At 70.3% G+C, this 16,971-nt stretch carries 19 protein-coding genes and 1 riboswitch; of the genes, 3 read left to right on the top strand and 16 right to left on the bottom strand.

Annotated elements, in window-relative coordinates:
- Positions 1-44: 44 nt before the first annotated feature.
- Genes AC4BAR_RS03945 through AC4BAR_RS03870 form a run of 16 tightly spaced genes read right to left on the bottom strand, consistent with a single transcriptional unit; the run spans position 45 to position 14,949 of the window.
- Entirely contained in the window at positions 45-611 is a 567-nt protein-coding gene (locus tag AC4BAR_RS03945) for a histidine phosphatase family protein (protein WP_490626504.1), read from the bottom strand.
- Positions 608-1,432, bottom strand: coding sequence for an adenosylcobinamide-GDP ribazoletransferase (locus AC4BAR_RS03940; protein WP_490626503.1), 825 nt, complete (start codon positions 1,430-1,432; stop codon positions 608-610). Before AC4BAR_RS03940 ends, AC4BAR_RS03945 begins: the two co-directional genes overlap by 4 nt.
- Entirely contained in the window at positions 1,429-2,484 is a 1,056-nt protein-coding gene (gene cobT, locus AC4BAR_RS03935; protein WP_490626502.1) for a nicotinate-nucleotide--dimethylbenzimidazole phosphoribosyltransferase, read from the bottom strand. Before cobT ends, AC4BAR_RS03940 begins: the two co-directional genes overlap by 4 nt.
- Positions 2,485-2,488: 4 nt before the next feature.
- On the bottom strand, positions 2,489-4,036 hold the full coding sequence (locus AC4BAR_RS03930) for a cobyric acid synthase (protein WP_490626501.1): 1,548 nt from the start codon (positions 4,034-4,036) through the stop codon (positions 2,489-2,491).
- Positions 4,033-5,040, bottom strand: coding sequence for an aminotransferase class I/II-fold pyridoxal phosphate-dependent enzyme (locus AC4BAR_RS03925; RefSeq protein WP_490626500.1), 1,008 nt, complete (start codon positions 5,038-5,040; stop codon positions 4,033-4,035). The genes AC4BAR_RS03930 and AC4BAR_RS03925 overlap by 4 nt, the downstream gene beginning before the upstream one ends.
- Positions 5,033-5,986 (bottom strand): adenosylcobinamide-phosphate synthase CbiB, encoded by a 954-nt coding sequence (cbiB, locus tag AC4BAR_RS03920; protein ID WP_490626499.1) that lies wholly within the window; start codon positions 5,984-5,986, stop codon positions 5,033-5,035. The genes AC4BAR_RS03925 and cbiB overlap by 8 nt, the downstream gene beginning before the upstream one ends.
- The gene (bluB, locus tag AC4BAR_RS03915; protein WP_490626498.1) at positions 5,976-6,662 is read right to left on the bottom strand and encodes a 5,6-dimethylbenzimidazole synthase; all 687 of its coding nucleotides are present in this window, start codon (positions 6,660-6,662) and stop codon (positions 5,976-5,978) included. The genes cbiB and bluB overlap by 11 nt, the downstream gene beginning before the upstream one ends.
- Positions 6,663-7,232: a cob(I)yrinic acid a,c-diamide adenosyltransferase gene (gene cobO / locus AC4BAR_RS03910; protein WP_490626497.1), complete on the bottom strand. Its 570-nt coding sequence runs from the start codon at positions 7,230-7,232 to the stop codon at positions 6,663-6,665. It abuts the gene before it with no gap.
- 22 nt (positions 7,233-7,254) lie between these two features.
- Positions 7,255-7,980, bottom strand: a complete 726-nt coding sequence (locus tag AC4BAR_RS03905; protein ID WP_490627186.1) for an ABC transporter ATP-binding protein — start codon at positions 7,978-7,980, stop codon at positions 7,255-7,257.
- A gap of 50 nt (positions 7,981-8,030) precedes the next feature.
- On the bottom strand, positions 8,031-9,044 hold the full coding sequence (locus AC4BAR_RS03900) for a FecCD family ABC transporter permease (protein ID WP_490626496.1): 1,014 nt from the start codon (positions 9,042-9,044) through the stop codon (positions 8,031-8,033).
- Positions 9,041-9,412 (bottom strand): VOC family protein, encoded by a 372-nt coding sequence (locus AC4BAR_RS03895; RefSeq protein ID WP_490626495.1) that lies wholly within the window; start codon positions 9,410-9,412, stop codon positions 9,041-9,043. Before AC4BAR_RS03895 ends, AC4BAR_RS03900 begins: the two co-directional genes overlap by 4 nt.
- A 14-nt stretch (positions 9,413-9,426) precedes the next feature.
- Positions 9,427-10,290 (bottom strand): ABC transporter substrate-binding protein, encoded by an 864-nt coding sequence (locus AC4BAR_RS03890; RefSeq protein ID WP_490626494.1) that lies wholly within the window; start codon positions 10,288-10,290, stop codon positions 9,427-9,429.
- Positions 10,287-10,859 (bottom strand): bifunctional adenosylcobinamide kinase/adenosylcobinamide-phosphate guanylyltransferase, encoded by a 573-nt coding sequence (gene cobU, locus AC4BAR_RS03885; protein ID WP_490626493.1) that lies wholly within the window; start codon positions 10,857-10,859, stop codon positions 10,287-10,289. Before cobU ends, AC4BAR_RS03890 begins: the two co-directional genes overlap by 4 nt.
- A complete protein-coding gene (locus tag AC4BAR_RS03880) occupies positions 10,856-11,761 on the bottom strand; it encodes an ABC transporter substrate-binding protein (RefSeq protein WP_490626492.1) in 906 nt (301 codons plus the stop codon). Before AC4BAR_RS03880 ends, cobU begins: the two co-directional genes overlap by 4 nt.
- Positions 11,758-13,089, bottom strand: coding sequence for a cobyrinic acid a,c-diamide synthase CobB (locus AC4BAR_RS03875; RefSeq protein ID WP_490626491.1), 1,332 nt, complete (start codon positions 13,087-13,089; stop codon positions 11,758-11,760). Before AC4BAR_RS03875 ends, AC4BAR_RS03880 begins: the two co-directional genes overlap by 4 nt.
- 9 nt (positions 13,090-13,098) lie before the next feature.
- Complete coding sequence (locus AC4BAR_RS03870) at positions 13,099-14,949, bottom strand: TonB-dependent receptor domain-containing protein (RefSeq protein WP_490626490.1); 1,851 nt, start codon at positions 14,947-14,949, stop codon at positions 13,099-13,101.
- Between the two features lie 76 nt (positions 14,950-15,025).
- Positions 15,026-15,276: riboswitch (cobalamin riboswitch) on the bottom strand.
- A gap of 35 nt (positions 15,277-15,311) precedes the next feature.
- On the opposite strand from AC4BAR_RS03870, the gene AC4BAR_RS03865 reads away from it, so the two are divergent.
- From AC4BAR_RS03865 to AC4BAR_RS03855, 3 genes are all read left to right on the top strand, one after another.
- A complete protein-coding gene (locus AC4BAR_RS03865; RefSeq protein WP_490626489.1) occupies positions 15,312-15,530 on the top strand; it encodes a DUF904 domain-containing protein in 219 nt (72 codons plus the stop codon).
- A 10-nt stretch (positions 15,531-15,540) separates the two neighbouring features.
- The gene (locus AC4BAR_RS03860) at positions 15,541-15,849 is read left to right on the top strand and encodes a cell division protein ZapA (protein WP_490626488.1); all 309 of its coding nucleotides are present in this window, start codon (positions 15,541-15,543) and stop codon (positions 15,847-15,849) included.
- Between the two features lie 302 nt (positions 15,850-16,151).
- A complete protein-coding gene (locus AC4BAR_RS03855) occupies positions 16,152-16,970 on the top strand; it encodes a sulfite exporter TauE/SafE family protein (protein WP_490626487.1) in 819 nt (272 codons plus the stop codon).
- Position 16,971: the final 1 nt, after the last annotated feature.

Genomic DNA, 16,971 nt, shown 5'->3' with positions numbered 1-16,971 from the left:
AACGCCTGGCACGACCATCCTATTTTGCCACGGGCTGTGTTTGCTCACGCTGACAGCTGCAGCACCGCCCAGCCGCCGGGGGCCGGGGCCTCGGTGGGCCAGTGGCGGGCGTCGGCGATCGGCAGGGCCCCGCCGCCGGCGAGAAAGGTGGCGGCGCGGATCACGCCGGCATGGGTGACCCACACCGCCTCGCCGCCCTGCCCCACCTGGGCCTGCAACGCGGTCAGCGCCGCAGCCACCCGGGTGATCACCCCCTGGGTGCTTTCCACGCCGCCAAAACGGTGGTGGGCAAAGTCGGCCAGCCAGGCGTCAAAGGCGGCCTCGGGTACCGCCGCCCAGGGCTGCTGCTCCCAGTGGCCGAAGTTCATCTCGTTGAGCCGGGCGTCGGTGTGGGCCGGCCCCAGGTCGGGCCGCAAGGCACACAGGGCGTCGGCCAGCTGGCGCGCCCGCTGCAGGCCCGACACCCAGACCGGCAGGCCGGCGGGCAGTTGCGCGGCTGCCGCTTGCGCGGCCTGGGCGGTGAGCGCAGGGTCGGCCGGCAGGTCGGTGGCGCCGTAGCACAGGCCGGGCGCGGCCAGCACCGCCGCATGGCGCAGCAGCCACAGCCTCATGCGGCCGCCGCGCCCAGGCCCAGGGCCAGCCCGAGGTAGAAGGCGGCTTCGCAGACCTGCTGGGTCGCGCCCAGGCCGTCGCCGGTGAAGCCCTGCAAACGCCGCTGCAGCAGCCGGTGCATCCAGGCCAGGCCCAGCAGCGCCCCCAGCACGGCCTGCAGCCAGGGCGCACCGGGCAACCACCACCACAGCAAGGCCATGGCCCCGCCCCACCACAGCAGCGCCACGGCCAGGCCGGGTGCGCCGATGCTGTCGGCCAGCGGCTTGCTCTTGGAGCGGGCAGTGTCGCCCACATGGGCCAGGCGGTGCACCAGCCACAGCGGCGCGGTGCGCGAGCTCACATGGGCGCCAAACAGCGCCGCGCAGACCAGGGCCACGCTGTGCTGGCCCAGCAGCGCCAGCAGCGCCACCTTGGCAAGGCCGGCCAGCACCAGGGCCAGCGCGCCGTAGCTGCCGATGCGCGAGTCTTTCATGATGTCGAGCGCGCGCTCGCGGTCCAGGCTGCCGCCCAGGCCATCGGCCAGGTCGGCCAGGCCGTCTTCGTGAAAGGCACCGGTGAGCAGCACGCTGAAGATGGTGGTCACTGCCGCCGCCACCCAGGGTGCGGCGGGCAAGGCCGGCAGGCCGGCCATCAGCAAGGCGAACAGACCGGCGCTGAGCCCGCCCACCAGCCAGCCCACGCCGGGAAAATGCGCGGCGCTGGCCAGCAGCATGGCCGGGCTGAAACCCACCCAGTCGGCCAGCCGGCCGGTGACCGGAATGCGGGTGAAGAACTGCAGCGCCAGCAGGTAGTGGCGCACCAGGCCCGCCAGGGTTTTCATGGCGTGGTGGCCTCGGCCTCGCTGCGCGACACACCGGCGGCATCGAAGCTGGCCATCTCGCGCAGGATGGCGCAGGCCGACACCAGCAGCGGCCAGGCCAGCGCCGCGCCCGAGCCCTCGCCCAGCCGCAGGTGCAGGTCCAGCAACGGCTCGGCGGCCAGAAAGTCCAGCATCAGCGTGTGGCCACGTTCCCCCGAGCGGTGGGCAAACACGCAGCGCTGCAGCACCGGCGGCGCCAGCCGGCTGGCCACCAGCACCGCGGCGCCGGCAATGAAACCGTCCACCAGCAGCACCCGGCGCTCGGCCGCGGCCTGCAGCACCGCGCCCACCATGGTGGCGATCTCGAAACCGCCCAGCGCCGCCAGCGCGTCCAGCGGTGCCTGGGCCTGCTCGTGGCGGGCCAGCACCTGGCGCAGGATGGCGGTCTTGCGAATGATGGCCTCGGCGTCCAGGCCGGTGCCAGCGCCTGTGACCTCGGCAATGTCCAGGCCGGCCAGCCGGGCCAGCAGCAGCGATGCCGCCGAGGTGTTGCCTATGCCCATCTCGCCCAGCAGCAGCACATTGCCGGGCAGCTCGCGCACCAGGGCGGCGCCGTTGTCCATGGCCTGCCGGCATTGGGCGGCGCTCATGGCCGGGCCGTCCAGCGCGTCGGCGGTGCCGGGCGCCACTTTCAGATTGCGCAGGCCGGGCCGGGGCGCGAAGTCATGGGCCACACCACAGTCGACCACGGTCAACGCCAAGCCATGCTGGCGGGCCAGCACACTCACCGCCGCGCCACCGGCCAGAAAGTTCTCCACCATCTGCCAGGTCACGTCGCTGGGGTAGGCCGACACGCCGCGCGCGGCCAGGCCGTGGTCGCCGGCAAACACCACCAGCTGCGGCGCCACCAGCGCCGGCGCCTCGGTGCCCAGAATCAGGCCCAGGCGCTCGGCCAGCGCCTCCAGCCGGCCCAGCGCGCCCAGCGGCTTGGTTTTGTTGTCCAGCAAGAACTGCAGGCGCTGGGCCAGCGCGGGTTGGTACAGGTCGGCCAGGGGCAGCGTGGGTGTGGTCATGGCATCAGGGACGGATCAGGTCCTGGAGCAGCTGGAGCCCCATGTGGGTGTGGATGAAATCGGCCAGGCCGTCGAACACGGTGTCCAGCCGGGGCGCGTCGGCGCCGAACAGCGCGGTCAGCACCTGCGGGTCTTCGAACAGGCCGTGCACATAGACGCCCAGCACGTTGCCGGCGGCGTTCTGCCAGCCCAGGCCGGGCAACACCTCGCGGGCGATGTCGCCGGCGGCGGCCATGGCCGGGTGCTGGGCGGTCTGGCCGTGGTGGATTTCGTAGCCGGCCGCGGCCACGCCCGACAACGGGGCCCAAGGGCCGGTGAGCTGACCGAAAGCACCTTGCCAGTGGCGCACCGTCTTGTCGGCCTCGAACACCGTGGCCAGTGGCAGCAGGCCCAGGCCAGGGCCGTTGCCGTCGATGCCGTGAGGGTCCACCAGGGCCTCGCCCAGCATCTGCAGGCCGCCGCACACCCCCAGCAGCCGGCCGCCGCGTTGGGCATGGTCGACCACCGCCTGGTCCAGCCCCTGCGCACGCAGCCAGGCCAGGTCGCCGCTGGTGTGTTTGGAGCCGGGCAACACCACCCAGTCGGCCCCGGCCAGCTCGGCCGGGCTGCGCACCCATTTCACCCGCACGCCGGGGATGTTTTTCAGCGGCTGGAACTCGTCGAGGTTGCTGATGCGGGGGTAGGCGACGATGGCGATGGTGGTGTGCACCGCGCGGCCGGCGGCGGTGGTGCGGTCGTCAAACACACCGTCTTCCTCGGGCAGGCCGTGCTGCCACCACATCGGCAAGGTGGCCACGGTGGGCACGCCGGTCAGGTCTTGCAGCATCTGGGGCCCGGGCGCCAGCAGCGCCGCGTCGCCACGGAACTTGTTCAGCACAAAGCCGTGGATCAGCGCCTGCTCCTCGGGCGGCAGCAGGGCCCAGGTGCCGTACAAATGGGCGAAGGCGCCGCCACGGTCGATGTCGGTCACCAGCAGGCAGCGGGCGTTGGCATGCAACGCGGTACGCATGTTGACGATGTCGCTGTCTTTGAGGTTGATCTCGGCCGGCGAGCCCGCGCCCTCGATCACCACCACGTCGTTCTCGGCCATCAGTTCGTCCAGCGCCTGCGCCACCACCGGCCAGACCGAGGCGCTGCGGCCGCGCCAAGCCATGCGCGACAAGGCCTCGTCGACCTGGCCCATCAACACCACCTGGCTGCGGGTGTCGGCCTCGGGCTTGAGCAGCAAGGGGTTCATGCGCACGTCGGGCACGGCCATGGCAGCCAGGGCCTGGAAATACTGGGCGCTGCCGATCTCGCCGCCGAGGTTGGGGCGCCGGGCCGCCCCAAGGCCCAACGCGGCCCCCTCGGGGGGCAGCGAGGACACATCCGTGCCGAGCGTGGGGGCAACAACTCTTGCGTTGTTGCTCATGTTCTGCGCCTTGTACGGCGCCACCCTGAGGCCTTGGCGCGCGTACCAGCGGCACAGCGCGGTGGTGAGCCAGCTTTTGCCGGCGCCACTGGTGGTGCCCAGCACCATCACGGCACGGGCTCTTGGGTTGTCAGGGTTCATGCGGTGGCCAGCCACGCGTCGCGCAGCGCCTGTTGAGATTCGGGGGACTGGACGCTCAGCCGGGCATGGCCGGGCAGGCCAAAGGAGCTGGCGTCGCGCAATTTGACACCGGCCAGGCGCAACCGGTCCAGCCGGCGGCTGAGCGCAGCGGGGTCGTCGGCGCCGGGCAGGCGTGCGGTGAAGAAATTGGCCTGGCTGGGCAGCAGTTCGAAACCCAGTGCGGTACACAGCGCGGCTTGCGGGGTTTTCCAGGCCGACAGTGTCACCCGGCCCTCGGCCACCCAGGCCTGGGTGTCGGCGTTGACCCAAGAGGTCAGCATGGCCAGGCCATGCGCGCCCAGCAGCCAGGACGCGGCCAGTTGCTGCAACCGCTGCACCTGGGCCTGGGCGCCGCGTGGGGCGATGGCATAGGCGCCGCGGATGCCAGGCAGGCCCAGCACCTTGTTGGGGGTCCACAGCTGCCAGACGCGGTCCAGACCCTCGGCGTCCAGCAGGCTGTGGCCGGCCAGGCGCAGCGGCTCGTAGGCCCGGTCCAGCACCACGGTGCCGGGGAGTTCATGCAGCCGGGGCAGCAGCGCATCGGGCTGGCCCAGCGGGCTGCTGGGGTCACAACACCAGAGCAATGCGGCCTCTTCCGGCACGTCGGCCAGTGGCAGGCCCTGGGCCTGGGCGGCGGCGCGGTAGTCGGCGTAGCTGTGCGGCGGCAGCCACACAGCGCCGGGGCGGTCCAGCGCGGTCAGCGCGGTGATGCGGGTGATGAACTCGCTGCCGCTGGCGGCGATGGCAATGCGGTCCATGGCCACGCCGTGGAAATTGGCCAGCTGCCGGCGCAGCGTGAGGTAGCCCGACTCGGGGTAACGGCTGGGATCGACCTGGGCCAGCGCCTGCACGGTGGCTGGGCAGGGGCCACAGGCATTGGCGTTGCTGGAGAAATCGATGGCCGGCTGGCCCAGCAGGTCGTTGCCGCCATGCACCCGCAGCGCGGTGGGGAGGGTCTCAGCCATGGGGCCTGCCTTCGATCGCCAGGCCGGCCAGGGCCAGCGCCGCCACGGCCAGCAGCGGGGGCAGCACCTGGCCCGCCAGGCACAGGGCGCGCACGGTGTCGGCCGCTTGCGGCGCCTGGCCGGCCGCGTTCAGCACATACACCCCCGGCTTGCCCAACCGCACCCGCAGCGCCAGCGCCATGGCCGCCATGGGCCAGCCGCTGTTGGGCGAGGCGGTGCGACCGGCCTCCACCGCCAGCGGGCCCCAGGCCGGGCGCTGGGCACCGGCCACAGCCCACAGCAACAAGGCCGTGAGGCGGGCTGGAAACCAGGACAGCGCGTCGTCGGCCCAGGCCGCCCATTTGCCCGCCCATTCCCAGCGGCCGCGGTAGCCCCACATCGCGTCGGCGGTGTTGGCGAAGCGGTAGACCGCCGCGCCGGGCAGGCCCAGCAGCACAAACCAGAACACCGGTGCCACCACCGAGTCGTTGAGGTTTTCGGCCAGGGTTTCGATGGCGCTCTCGCGCACCTCGGTCTCGGTGAGTGACGCGGTGTCGCGGCTGACGATGCGCGACAGCCGCTGCCGCCCGGCGGCCAGCGACTCGCTCAAGCCCCCCTCCACCGCCGCCACCTCATCACGCAGCATGCGCCAGGCCAGCAGCGGCTTGAGCAGCAGCGCCAGCACCGGCACCGCCAGCCAGACCGGCATTTCAGCCCACACCGCCTGCTGCAGCCACCAGGCCAGCGCGCCCACGCCCAGCGCGCCCAGGCCCCAGGCCAGGGCGCCGCAGACAAAGGCCACGGCGGGCCGGGCACTCAGCAAACGCGGCCCCAGCGCGCCCAGGTACTGGCCCATGGCCACCACCGGGTGGATGGCGGCCGGCGGCTCGCCCCACAGGCGGTCGATCAGCAGCGCGCCCAACAGCACCGCCAGCGTCGCGACCACGGGCACCCACTCAAACAGCATCGATCTCCCCCAGGCCCTGGGCTGGCTGGCCCCACTGGTTGTCGAAGAGCACCGCCGACAGCGGCGCGCGGCGGGCCCAGCCCTGCTGCTGCAGCATGGGCTGGTCGTAGTAGCCGTCCACCGGGCCCAGGCACAGCAAGGCCACCGGCTCGGCGCCTTGTGGCAGGGCCAGCAGCCGGCCCACCTCGGCCGGGTCGAACAAAGACACCCAGCCCATGCCCAAACCCTCGGCGCGGGCGGCCAGCCACAGGTTCTGGATGGCGCAGGCGGTGGACGCCAAGTCCATCTGCGGCAAGGTGCGGCGGCCGAACAGATGCGCCTCGCGCCCGTCGGCCAGCGCCACCACCAGCAGTTCGGCGGCGTCCAGCACACCATGGACCTTGAGTGCCATGAACTCGTCTTCACGCTGGCCCAGGGCCCGGGCGGTCAGCACCCGCTCGGCCTCCACGCCCTCGAACAGCCGCTGGCGCAACGCCGCATCGGTGATGCGCAGAAAACGCCAGGGCTGCATGAAGCCCACGCTGGGGCCCTGGTGCGCGGCACGCAGCAGGCGCAGCAGCACCTCGGGCGCCACCGCACCGCCGCTGAAATGCCGCATGTCGCGCCGCTCGGCGATGGCGCGGTAGACCGCCGCCGCCTCGGCGGGCGTGAAGGGCTGGCTGGCGACGGTGGTCACTCAGTCCTCGATGCCGCGCTGCGCCGGGATGCCGGCGTTGAAGGCGTGCTTGACCTTGGTCATCTCGGTCACCGTGTCGGCCAGCTCGATGATCTCGGGCGGGCAGCGCCGGCCGGTCAGGCAGACATGCACCTGCTTGGGCCGCTCGCGCAGCGTGGCCAGCACATCGTCCAACGGCAGCCAGCCGTAGATCAACGGGTAGGTGATCTCGTCCAGAACGACCAGGAACAACTCACCGCCGAGGATGGCCGCCTTGGCCTTTTGCCAGCCGTCGCGTGCCAGCTGGGCCGAGTGCTCCAGGTCCTGGCTTTTCCACGAGAACCCATCGCCCAATCCTTCGATGGGCAGGCCGATCTGCTCGAACATCCGGTGCTCGCCAAAACGCGCGCTGGGCACCTTCATGAACTGGTAAATCTTCACCGCCTTGCCACGGCCATGGGCGCGCAGCGCCAGGCCGAAGGCGGCGGTGCTTTTGCCCTTGCCGTCGCCGGTGTTGACGATGACGATGCCGCGGCGTTCTCCCTCGGGCTTCTCGTAGGGTTTGCTGGCGGGTGGGGTTTCGATATGCATAGCGGTCTTGTCTCAAAAAATATCACAGGCGGGGCACGGCCACCCATTGGCCGGCCAGTGCGTGGATGGCAATGCGCTGCTCGAACACCTCGACCAGCGCGGCATGGGTGGCGACGTCGCCGCTGGGGCCGAAATGCTGGACGCGGCCGCGCGCCATCACCAGCACATCGTCGGCCTGCAGCGCCAGCGACAGCTCGTGCAGCACGCTGACCACGGTCTTGCCCTCGGCCACCAGCGCACGCACGGTGTGCAGCCAGTCGGCCTGGTGGGGTGGGTCGAGGTTGGCCAGCGGCTCGTCCATCAGCAGCACCTCGGCCTGCACCGCCAGCGCACGGGCCAGCAGCACCCGCTGGCGCTCGCCACCAGACAGTTGGCCCAGCGGGCGTTCGCGCCAGTCCCAGGCCTGGGTGGTGCGCAGCGCCTGCTCCACCGCGGCATGGTCTTCCGGGCCGGGGGCGGCCAGCCAGGCCTGGTGGGGCAGCCGGCCCAGCATGGCGACGTCGTAGACTCGCAGGTCGTCGGCGGCGGCCTCGTTCTGGCCCAGCCAGGACAGCACCCGGGCCCGTGGCCGGGCCGGCCAGTCGTGCCAGGGGCGTTCGTTGAGCCAGACGCTGCCGGTGGACGGCAGCAGGCCGGCGATGCCCTTGAGCAGGGTGGATTTGCCGGCGCCGTTGGGGCCGACGATGCTGGTCCAGCGGGCTGCCGGCAGGCTCAGGCTGATGCCGTGCAACACCTCGCAGGGGCCCATCTTGACCCGCAGGTCATGGGTGCGCAGTGCGCTGACTTGTGCAGAGTGGCTCACAGCCCCCCTCCCCGGCCGCTGCGCCGGTGCATCAGCACCAGCAAATAGCCGCCGCCCAGCACCGCGGTGAGGATGCCCACCGGCAGCTCCTGCGGCGCCAGCACCCAGCGGGCCAGGATGTCGGCCGCCAACAGCAGGGCGCCGCCCATCAGGCTGGCCAGCACCAGCAGCCAGGCGTGGGTGGTTTTGACCAGACTGCGCGCCAGATGCGGTGCGGCCAGGCCGACAAAGGCGATCAGCCCGGTTTGGGCCACCGCGGTGCCGGTGGCCAGCGCCAGCAGCAGCACCAGCAGGCCACGCAGCGGCGCCAGCGGCAGACCCAGGCTGTGGGCCGTGGCCTCGCCCAGCGACAGCGCGTCCAGCACCCGCGACAGCCCCCAGGCGCCGGTCTGGCACAGCAGCCAGACCACGCCCATCAGCACACAGGCGCTCCAGCCCACAAAGCCGGTGCTGCCCAGGTTGAAGGCCTGCATGGCCGACAGGATGTCGGGCGCGGCCAGGCCGATCAATTCCTTCACCGCGCCCAGCACAAAGCCCACCACCACGCCGGCCAGCAACAGCCGCAGCGTGTGCTGCACGCCGCGCGCCAGCACCAGCGTGAACAGCACGCCGCCGACCGCGCCGACAAAGGCCGCGCCGGTCAGGCCCAGCCGCACCAGCCAGGGTGTGGCCGCCGCCGACACGCCCCACAGCAGCAGCGCCACCGCCACGCCCAGTGAGGCGCCCGAGGCACTGCCCAGCAAATAGGGGTCGGCCAGCGGGTTGCGGAACAGGCCCTGGGCCACCGCACCGGCCAGGCCCAGCAAGGCCCCGGCCAGCCAGGCGCCCAGCGTGCGCGGCAGCCGGATCTCCATCACGATCTGCCAGGCCAGCGGGTCGGACCAGGCGTTCAGCACGCTCTGGAAACCGGTGCTGCCCACGCCGGCGCCCACCGCCAGCAGCAGGCCGCCCACCGCCACCAGGGCCAGCACCAGCCACTGGGCGCGGTGCTGTGTCAACGGCGCCGTCATGGCCGGTCCCATTGCGCCAGGTGCAGCAACACGCCCGACGGGTCCCAGACATGGGTCACGGTGGCGCCATAGGGCTGGGCCTTGGGCGGCGCGACGCGGGCGCCGGGGAATTCACCACTGGCCAGCACCGCCGTCACATGGTCGTGCCAGGCTTGGGCGTCGGCCACCGAGACATGCAGCATGCAGTTGTCGGCCCATTGCTGCACGTGGTAGGCCTGCAGGTAAAACCGCATGTCGCCCAGCTCGAACAAGGCCAAGGCCTCATCGGCATAGGCCTCGCGCCAGCCCAGCGCGGCGTAGAAGCGGCGCGACAACGCAAAGTCTTTCGCGGGCACAAAGGGGCGCAGGTCGGAAGCGCTCAGATTCATCGCCATGTCTCCGCTCAGCCGGCCTTGTCGCCGGCTTTGTCATTCAGGCACTGGGCCATGATGCGGGCAGCCTCGGCCATGCGCGGGCCGGGGCGCACCAGCACGTCGGACTGGTCAATGGGAAACACACAGATGCGTTTGTCACGCACCGCGTGGATGCGCTCCCAGCCCGGGCGCTGCGTCAGGCCCTGGAAGTTGCGGGCGCCGACCATGATCAGGTCGGGGTTGGCGCGCACCACGAACTCGGGGTTGAGTTTGGGGAAGGGCCCCAGTTCGGGCGGGATGATGTTCTTCACCCCCAGCCGGGTGAGGGTTTCGCCGATGAAGGACGAGGTGCCGGCGCCATAGGGCGCGCGGTTGACCTCGAAGTAGACCCGGGTGGCTTTGACGCGGGCCGGCAGCGACTGGGCGGCGGCCGACACGCTGGCGTCGATGACGCGCCAGACCCGCATGGCGTCGGGCACCTCCAGCAGCTCGCCCAGCTTGCCCAGCACCCGCTGCACGTCGGCATGGGTTTTGGGTTCCAGCGCCACCACCTTCAGGCCCAGGGCCTCCAGCCGGGCGCTGGCGCGCGAGGCGGTGGCCAGCAGCACCACGTCGGGCTTGAGGGCCAGCACCGCCTCGATGTTGGGGTCCAGCCCGCCACCGACCAGCGGCAGGGTTTTCACAAACGCCGGCCAGTTGGAATAGCGGTCCACACCGATCAGCCGCTGGCATTGGCCCAGCTCGCAGACGCTTTCGGTCAGCGAGGGCAGCAGGCTGACGATGCGCTGCGGCGATTTGTCGAAATGCACGCTCACACCGCGGTCGTCGGTGATGTCCAGCGCCATGGCATTGAGTGCGAAGGCGCTCAGCAGCGCCAGCCAGAGGTGTTTCATGCGGAATCCTTCAGTGTCAGCGGCAGGCCGGCCGCCATCAGGGTGACGCGGTGGCAGCGCTGCGCCACCGCCTGGTTGAGCCGGCCCAGGGCGTCGACAAAGGCGCGCACCTCGCGCCCCATGGGAATCACACCCAGGCCGATCTCGTTGCCCACCAGCACCAGCGGGCCGGGGGCCTGGGCCAACACGTCCAGCAAGCCGGTGATGGCATCGGCCTCGTCGGCCAGCGGCGCACCGGCGGCCGGCATGCGCCAGTTGGTGAGCCACAGCGTCAGACAGTCGACCACCAGCAGGCGCTCGGGCCGGCTGTGTTGGGCGATGGCCTGGGCCAGCTGCAGCGGCGCCTCCAGCGTGGCCATGCCAGGCACACGTTCGGCGCGGTCTTGCTGGTGGCGGGCAATGCGTTCGCGCATCTCGTCGTCCCAGGGCTGGGCGGTGGCGATCAGCGCAGCCTGGTGTGCCGGGTCGGCGGCCAGCCAGGCCCGCGCCAACTCTTCGGCGCGGCGCGACTTGCCGCTGCGCTGGCCGCCGAGGATGAATTCACTTTGGGCCACTGTCGTTCCACTCATGCCTCGGACCCCGCGACGCCGGGCCGCCCCAAGGCGCGGACGGCCCCCTCGGGGGGCAGCGAGGACACGCCAGTGCCGAGCGTGGGGGCAACATCTCGGCTCCAGGCCATGATGATCTTGTGCAGTTGTGCCACGCCGTCGGTCAAGGCCGCTGGCCCCGGCTGCAAGATGTCGGCCGACTTGATCTCGAACAGCTGGTTGTGCTTCACCGCCGGCACGTCTTGCCAGCCGGACCGGGCCGCGACCTTCTCGGGGCGGAATTTCTTGCCGCACCAGGAGCCGATGACGATGTCGGGCGCGCGGCGCACGATCTCATTCCCGCTGGCGATGATGCGGTTTTTGCCCAGCGATTCCTTGGCCAGTTCGGGGAAACAGTCGTCGCCGCCAGCGATGCCCATCAGCTCCGAGACCCAGGCGATCGCGCTGATGTGGGGCTCGTCCCATTCCTCGAAGAAGATGCGCGGCCGGCGTGGCAACGCGGCCGCCGCGTCCTGAATGGCGGTCAGTTGCTGACGCATGCCGTCCACCAGCGCCAGGCCCTTGTCGGCCTGGCCCACCATGGCCGCCACCTGGTACAACATGGCGAAGATTTCCGCCACGCTGCGCTGGTTGAACACCGTGACCTGGATGCCATGGCGGATCAGCGCCGAGGCGATGTCGGCCTGCAGGTCGGAAAAGCCGAACACGCAGTCGGGCTGCAGCGCCAAAATCTTGTCGATCTTGGCGCTGAGGAAGGCGCTGACCTTGGGTTTTTCATCACGGGCCCGGCGCGGCCGCACGGTGTAGCCCGAGATGCCCACGATGCGCGCCTCTTCGCCCAGCAGGTAAAGCCATTCGGTGGTTTCTTCGGTCAGGCAGACGATGCGCTGCGGGCCGCGGGGAAAGTCAAAACGGGTGCTCATGCGGGCGGTCCTTGTGGAAGAAACAGGCTGGCCGCGGCGACCGGGTCGGACGCGAACCAGGCATGGAAGTAACTGGCCCGGATGCTGCCATGGGCGTACACCGCTTCGCCAGGGCCGGCACGGCGCGCCGGTGTGGTGCGGGCCAGCACCGGCAACGGGGTCTCGCAGGTCGAGTAATGGAAGGTGTGGCCGCGCAGCGTGCCGGCAGGCAGGGCCAGCTGTTGCGGCCCCAGCGCGGCCAGGCGTTTTTGCAGCCTCACCTCGCCGGGCAGAAGGCCCCAGACCGCATGGGTCTGGCCGTCGCCATCGTGCAGGTGCTCGAACAAGGCCATCATGCCGCCGCATTCGGCCCACACCGGTTTGGCTGCGGTCACATGGGCCTGCAGGCTGTCGCGCAAGGCGTGGTTGGCGGCCAGGGTGGCCGCGTGCAGCTCGGGGTAGCCACCGGGCAGCCACAGGGCGTCGCAGGGTGGCAGCGCGGCATCACGCAGCGGCGAGAAAAACACCAGTTCGGCGCCGAGGGCGCGCAAGGTGTCCAGGTTGGCATCGTAGACAAAACAAAAGGCCGCGTCGCGGGCCACGGCGATGGTCTGGCCTCGCAGCGGCGTGCCCGGCACGGGCTGGCCTTCCGGCGCGGGGAAGTCCACCCGCCAGCGCTGCAGGTCGGCCGGCGTCATCTGCCCCAGCGGGGTGCTGGCCAAGGCGTCGGCAGCGGCGTCCAGCCGGGCCAGCGCGTCGCCCACGTCGGTGGTGGTGACCAGGCCCAGGTGGCGTTCGGGCAGCGAAAAATCAGTCTGGCGGGGCAAGGCGCCCAGCCAGTGTTCAGGCTCGCGCAGGCTGACCCGAAGCATGTCGGCATGGCGCTCGCCAGCCACCCGGTTGGCCAGCACACCGGCCCAGCACAGGCCGGGCCGGTAATGCTGCAGGCCCCAGGCCAGCGCGCCAAAGGTGCCGGCCATGGCCGAGGCGTCAACCACCGCCAGCACCGGCAAGCCGAAGCGCTGGGCCAGGTCGGCCGCGCTGGGCTCGCCGTCGAACAAACCCATCACGCCTTCGATGACCAGCAGGTCGGCTTCCTGCGCGGCGGCAGCCAGCCGGGCCCGGCAGTCGGCCTCGCCGGTCATCCACAAATCGAGCTGGTGCACCGGCGCACCGCTGGCCAGGGCCAGCCAGTGCGGGTCCAGAAAGTCGGGCCCGCACTTGAAGACCCGCACCCGCCGGCCCTGGCGGGCATGCAGCCGCGCCAGCGCGGCGGTCACGGTGGTCTTGCCCTGGCCGGAGGCGGGTGCCCCCACCAGCAGCGCGGGACAGGTGGCAGAGCGGCTCATGGGTGCGCCTTACTTGGGTGTGTAGCGCACGGTCAGGTAGGCCGCACGGCCCGACTGGTTGTAGCCATAGGCAGTCTCATAGGTGCGGTCGGTCAGGTTGTTCAGCACCGCCTGCAGCTTCCACTCCGGGCTCAGCGTGTAGCCCACGCTGAGGTCCACCGTGGTGTAGCTGCCCAGCGCACGCGCCGGGGTGTTGGCCGCGTCGTCAAAGCGCTGGCCCACGGTCAGCAGCGTGGCGCCGAACTGCCAGGCCCCCATGCGGTAGTCGGCCCCGGCGTTGAGCTGGTGTTCGGCGCGGCGCGGCAACTGCTTGCCGGTGAGCTCGTTGCGCGGGTCCAGCAGGTCGAGCGCAGTGTGCCATTGCAGGTTGCCGGCGCGGTCGTCGTAGGACAGGGTCCAGCCGTCGATGCGGGCGCGCGGAATGTTGGACGCGATGGTGGTGTTGCTGATGAAGCCGCGGATCTTGTTGTCAAAGCGCACCAGCTTGATCTGCTGCTCGCCCTGGGTGTAGCTCACGCCCACATCGGTGTTGCGGCCCCGCTCGGGCTGCAGGTTGGGGTTGCCGAAGTTGGGGAAATACAGCTGGTTGAACGACGGCGCCACAAAGCTGGTGCCATGCGACACCAGCGCCCGCCAGGCCGGCGCGAACTGGTAGCCATAGCCCAGGAAATAGGTGTTGTTGTCGCCGAACTGCGAGTTCTGGTCGCGCCGCAGGTTGGCCTGCCAGCTGTGGCCAGCGGCGCTGCCATTGAGACCGACAAAGCCGGAGGTGATGGTGCGCTCGGTGACGGTGTAGACCGTGGTGCTGTCGACCTTCTGGTCGCGCCGCTCCAGACCCAGCAGCGCCAGACCCAGCGGCGTGGCCACGTTGTTCTGCCAGCTCAGTTCGTTTTGCCGGGTGTTGAAACGGCCAGGAAAGGACGCCACGATGGACTCGGACTTGTCGGCGCTGGTGCTGGTGCGCAGCTCGGTCTGCCAGCCGGGGCTGATGCGGCCCTTCAGGCCCAGGCTGGCCAGCTGCGAGCGGATGGCGGTGCGGGCATCGCGGCCGGGGCCGTCGTCCAGCCGCGACACGCCGTCGGTGGCCAGCAGCGTGCCGCTGGCGCTCCAGTCGGCATTGAACTGGTGGCTGACCGAGGCGGTCAGCGAGTCCTGCCGCAGGCCGTCGCGGTCGGGGTTGTAATTGCCGAACTGCACATGGGGGTTGGTCGACGAGAAGCCCTTGTCATAAAGGCCTTGCACCCCCAGCGCGTAGCGCCAGCCGCCCTGGCCGCCGGACACGCCGGCGCCCAATTCGGAGTGGCCCTCGCTGCCCACGGTGACCGAGGCATAAGGCGAGAAACCGGTGGCGCCGCGGCGGGTGAACACCTGCACCACGCCGCCCACCCCCTCGCTGCCGTAGAGCGCCGAGGCCGGGCCCTTGAGCACCTCGATGTGGTCGATCAACTCGACCGGCAGGTTGTCGAAATTGGGCGCGCCGGTGGTGGCCGAGCCGTAGCGCACGCCGTCGATCAGCAGAATGGTGTGGCGGCTTTCGGTGCCGCGGATGAAGACGCTGGAGTTCTTGCCCAGGCCACCGTTGGAACTGATCTGCAGGCCGGCGTTGCGGGCCAGCAGCTCACTCAGGCTGCGGGCGGTGGAGGCCTCGATGGCCTCGCGGTCGATCACCACCACATCGGCCACCACCTCGTTGGTGCGGGTGGGGGCTCGGGTGGCGGTGACCACGGTCTCGGCCAGCCGGCGATCGGAGGCCTGGGCCAGCAGCGTGCCGTCGGGCAGGGATTGGGCAAAAGACGGCAAGGCAACGCCCAGCGCCAGGGACAGCGCGGCGCGCCGAAAGGGAATGACTGCGAAGTTCATGAGAAACCAATGAGACAAGTGCCCTCACCGGCTTCCCCGCCGGTGCATGGGCGTCACGATGGCGCGCGCAGTTGCACACACCACCACCGTGTTGGCCGGTATCCGGGCTGGCGGACTTGCACGCATCGCCTTCCCAGAGCCGGTGTGGAAACACCGGCGACCAGTGGCCTGGATGAATGCTGAACGGCGCCTGAGACCAGGGCCGGTTCGTCTGCTTACCGTTGCGGGGGCAGCGCAGGTTAGGCCACCGCGTGGGCGGCCCTCCTGCTTCCCGTTGAACTGCAGCGCGAGAACCACACTGCGAGCACCAACCCCTGCATTTTAAGTCGCAAAATCCGGCCTCACCCTAGAATGGCGCCGATATGCCGGAATCATCGCCCATTGACCAGATCGCCGAGCGGGTGGACCGTCTGCTGGTTCGCCACGAGGAACTGCAGCGCACCAACGCCTTGCTGACCGCCCGGCTGGACCAGGTCACCCACGAGCGCGACTCGCTGCAGTCGCGTTTGAACGCGGCCCGCCAGCGGGTGGAAGCGCTGCTGGAGCGCCTGCCCGAAGCGGCGCAAAAATCCGACGAATGAGGGCCCGCGCATGAAGCAGTTGGAAGTGCAGATCATGGGCCAGAGCTATCTGCTCGGCTGCCCCGAGGGCGGCGAAGGCCGGCTGCTGGAGGCGGTGGAGCGGGTCGACACGGCGATGTGCAAGATCCGCGACGCCGGCAAGGTCAAGGCGCGTGACCGCATCGCGGTGCTGGCGGCGCTGAACCTGGCCTTTGACGTGCCCGCACCGGTGCCGGCCATGCCGGTTGCCAGTTCGGCCGAACAAGCCCATGACCCGCGTCTGACCGCGCTGGTGCGCCGGCTCGACGACGTGCTGGGCGACGACGGCCGGCTGCTGTAAACCGCCCCCTTGCCGCCCGTCGCGGCGGTATTCCTTCACGCCCCCAAGCCCCAGCCTGCGGCCTACAATGGCAACGCTTGCGGTGCTGCCGGGCTTTATATTTCCTTGAACCAATGCTCTTAGAGCACGGACTTGGTACATCGCCCGACTGGTGTGATCATCTCGCGTCAGATGAACCCGATGTGGGGCTGCCCTCGCCCACCTGAACCCCGGTTCAGGATGACGGTCTGGTGGCGGCCGCAAGCACCTCTTCCCTGCGGGCGGCTCTGGTGGCCGCCCGTGCTGTTTTTGGACACACCCCCATGCCACTCGAACCGCTGTTGATTGTTGAACTGGCCGCGCTGGGCCTGGGCACGGGCCTGCTGGCCGGCCTGCTGGGCATTGGCGGCGGCATGCTGATGGTGCCCTTCATCACCCTCATCCTGTCGGGCCGCGGCGTGGCCCCCGACCTGTCGGTGAAGATGGCGATTGCCACCTCCATGGCCACGATTCTGTTCACCTCCATCTCCAGCGTGCGCGCCCACCACCAGCGCGGTGCGGTGCGCTGGGACCTGGTCAAGGGCCTGGCGCCAGGCATCGTGATCGGCAGCATGGTCGGCAGCCTGGGGGTGTTCGCCATCCTCAAAGGCTCGTGGCTGGCGCTGTTTTTTGCGGTCTTTGTCAGCTTCTCGGCGACCCAGATGTTTCTGGACAAAAAACCGGCGCCCACCCGGCAGATGCCCGGTGTGCCCGGCCAGCTGGCGGCGGGCGGCTTCATTGGTTTTCTGTCGGGGCTGGTGGGGGCCGGCGGCGGCTTTGTCAGCGTGCCCTTCATGACCTGGTGCAACGTCGCCATCCACAACGCGGTGGCCACCAGCGCGGCGCTGGGTTTTCCGATCGCACTGGCCAACGTGGTGGGCTACATCGTCAGCGGCCAGGGCGTGCAAGACCTGCCGGCCTATTCGTTTGGCTACATCTGGCTGCCGGCGCTGGTGGTGATCGCCAGCGGCAGCGTGTTCACCGCGCCGGTGGGCGCCCGCCTGGCGCACAAGCTGCCGGTGAAAAAACTCAAACGGGTGTTTGCCAGCATCCTCTACCTGCTGGCGGCCTACATGCTGTGGAAGGGCCTGGCCTCGCTCTGAG

The sequence above is a fragment of the Rhodoferax sp. SPJ4 genome (assembly GCF_058216275.1).
Note: the sequence above shows the minus strand (reverse complement) of the source record. Positions and strands in the feature narration are given on the sequence as shown.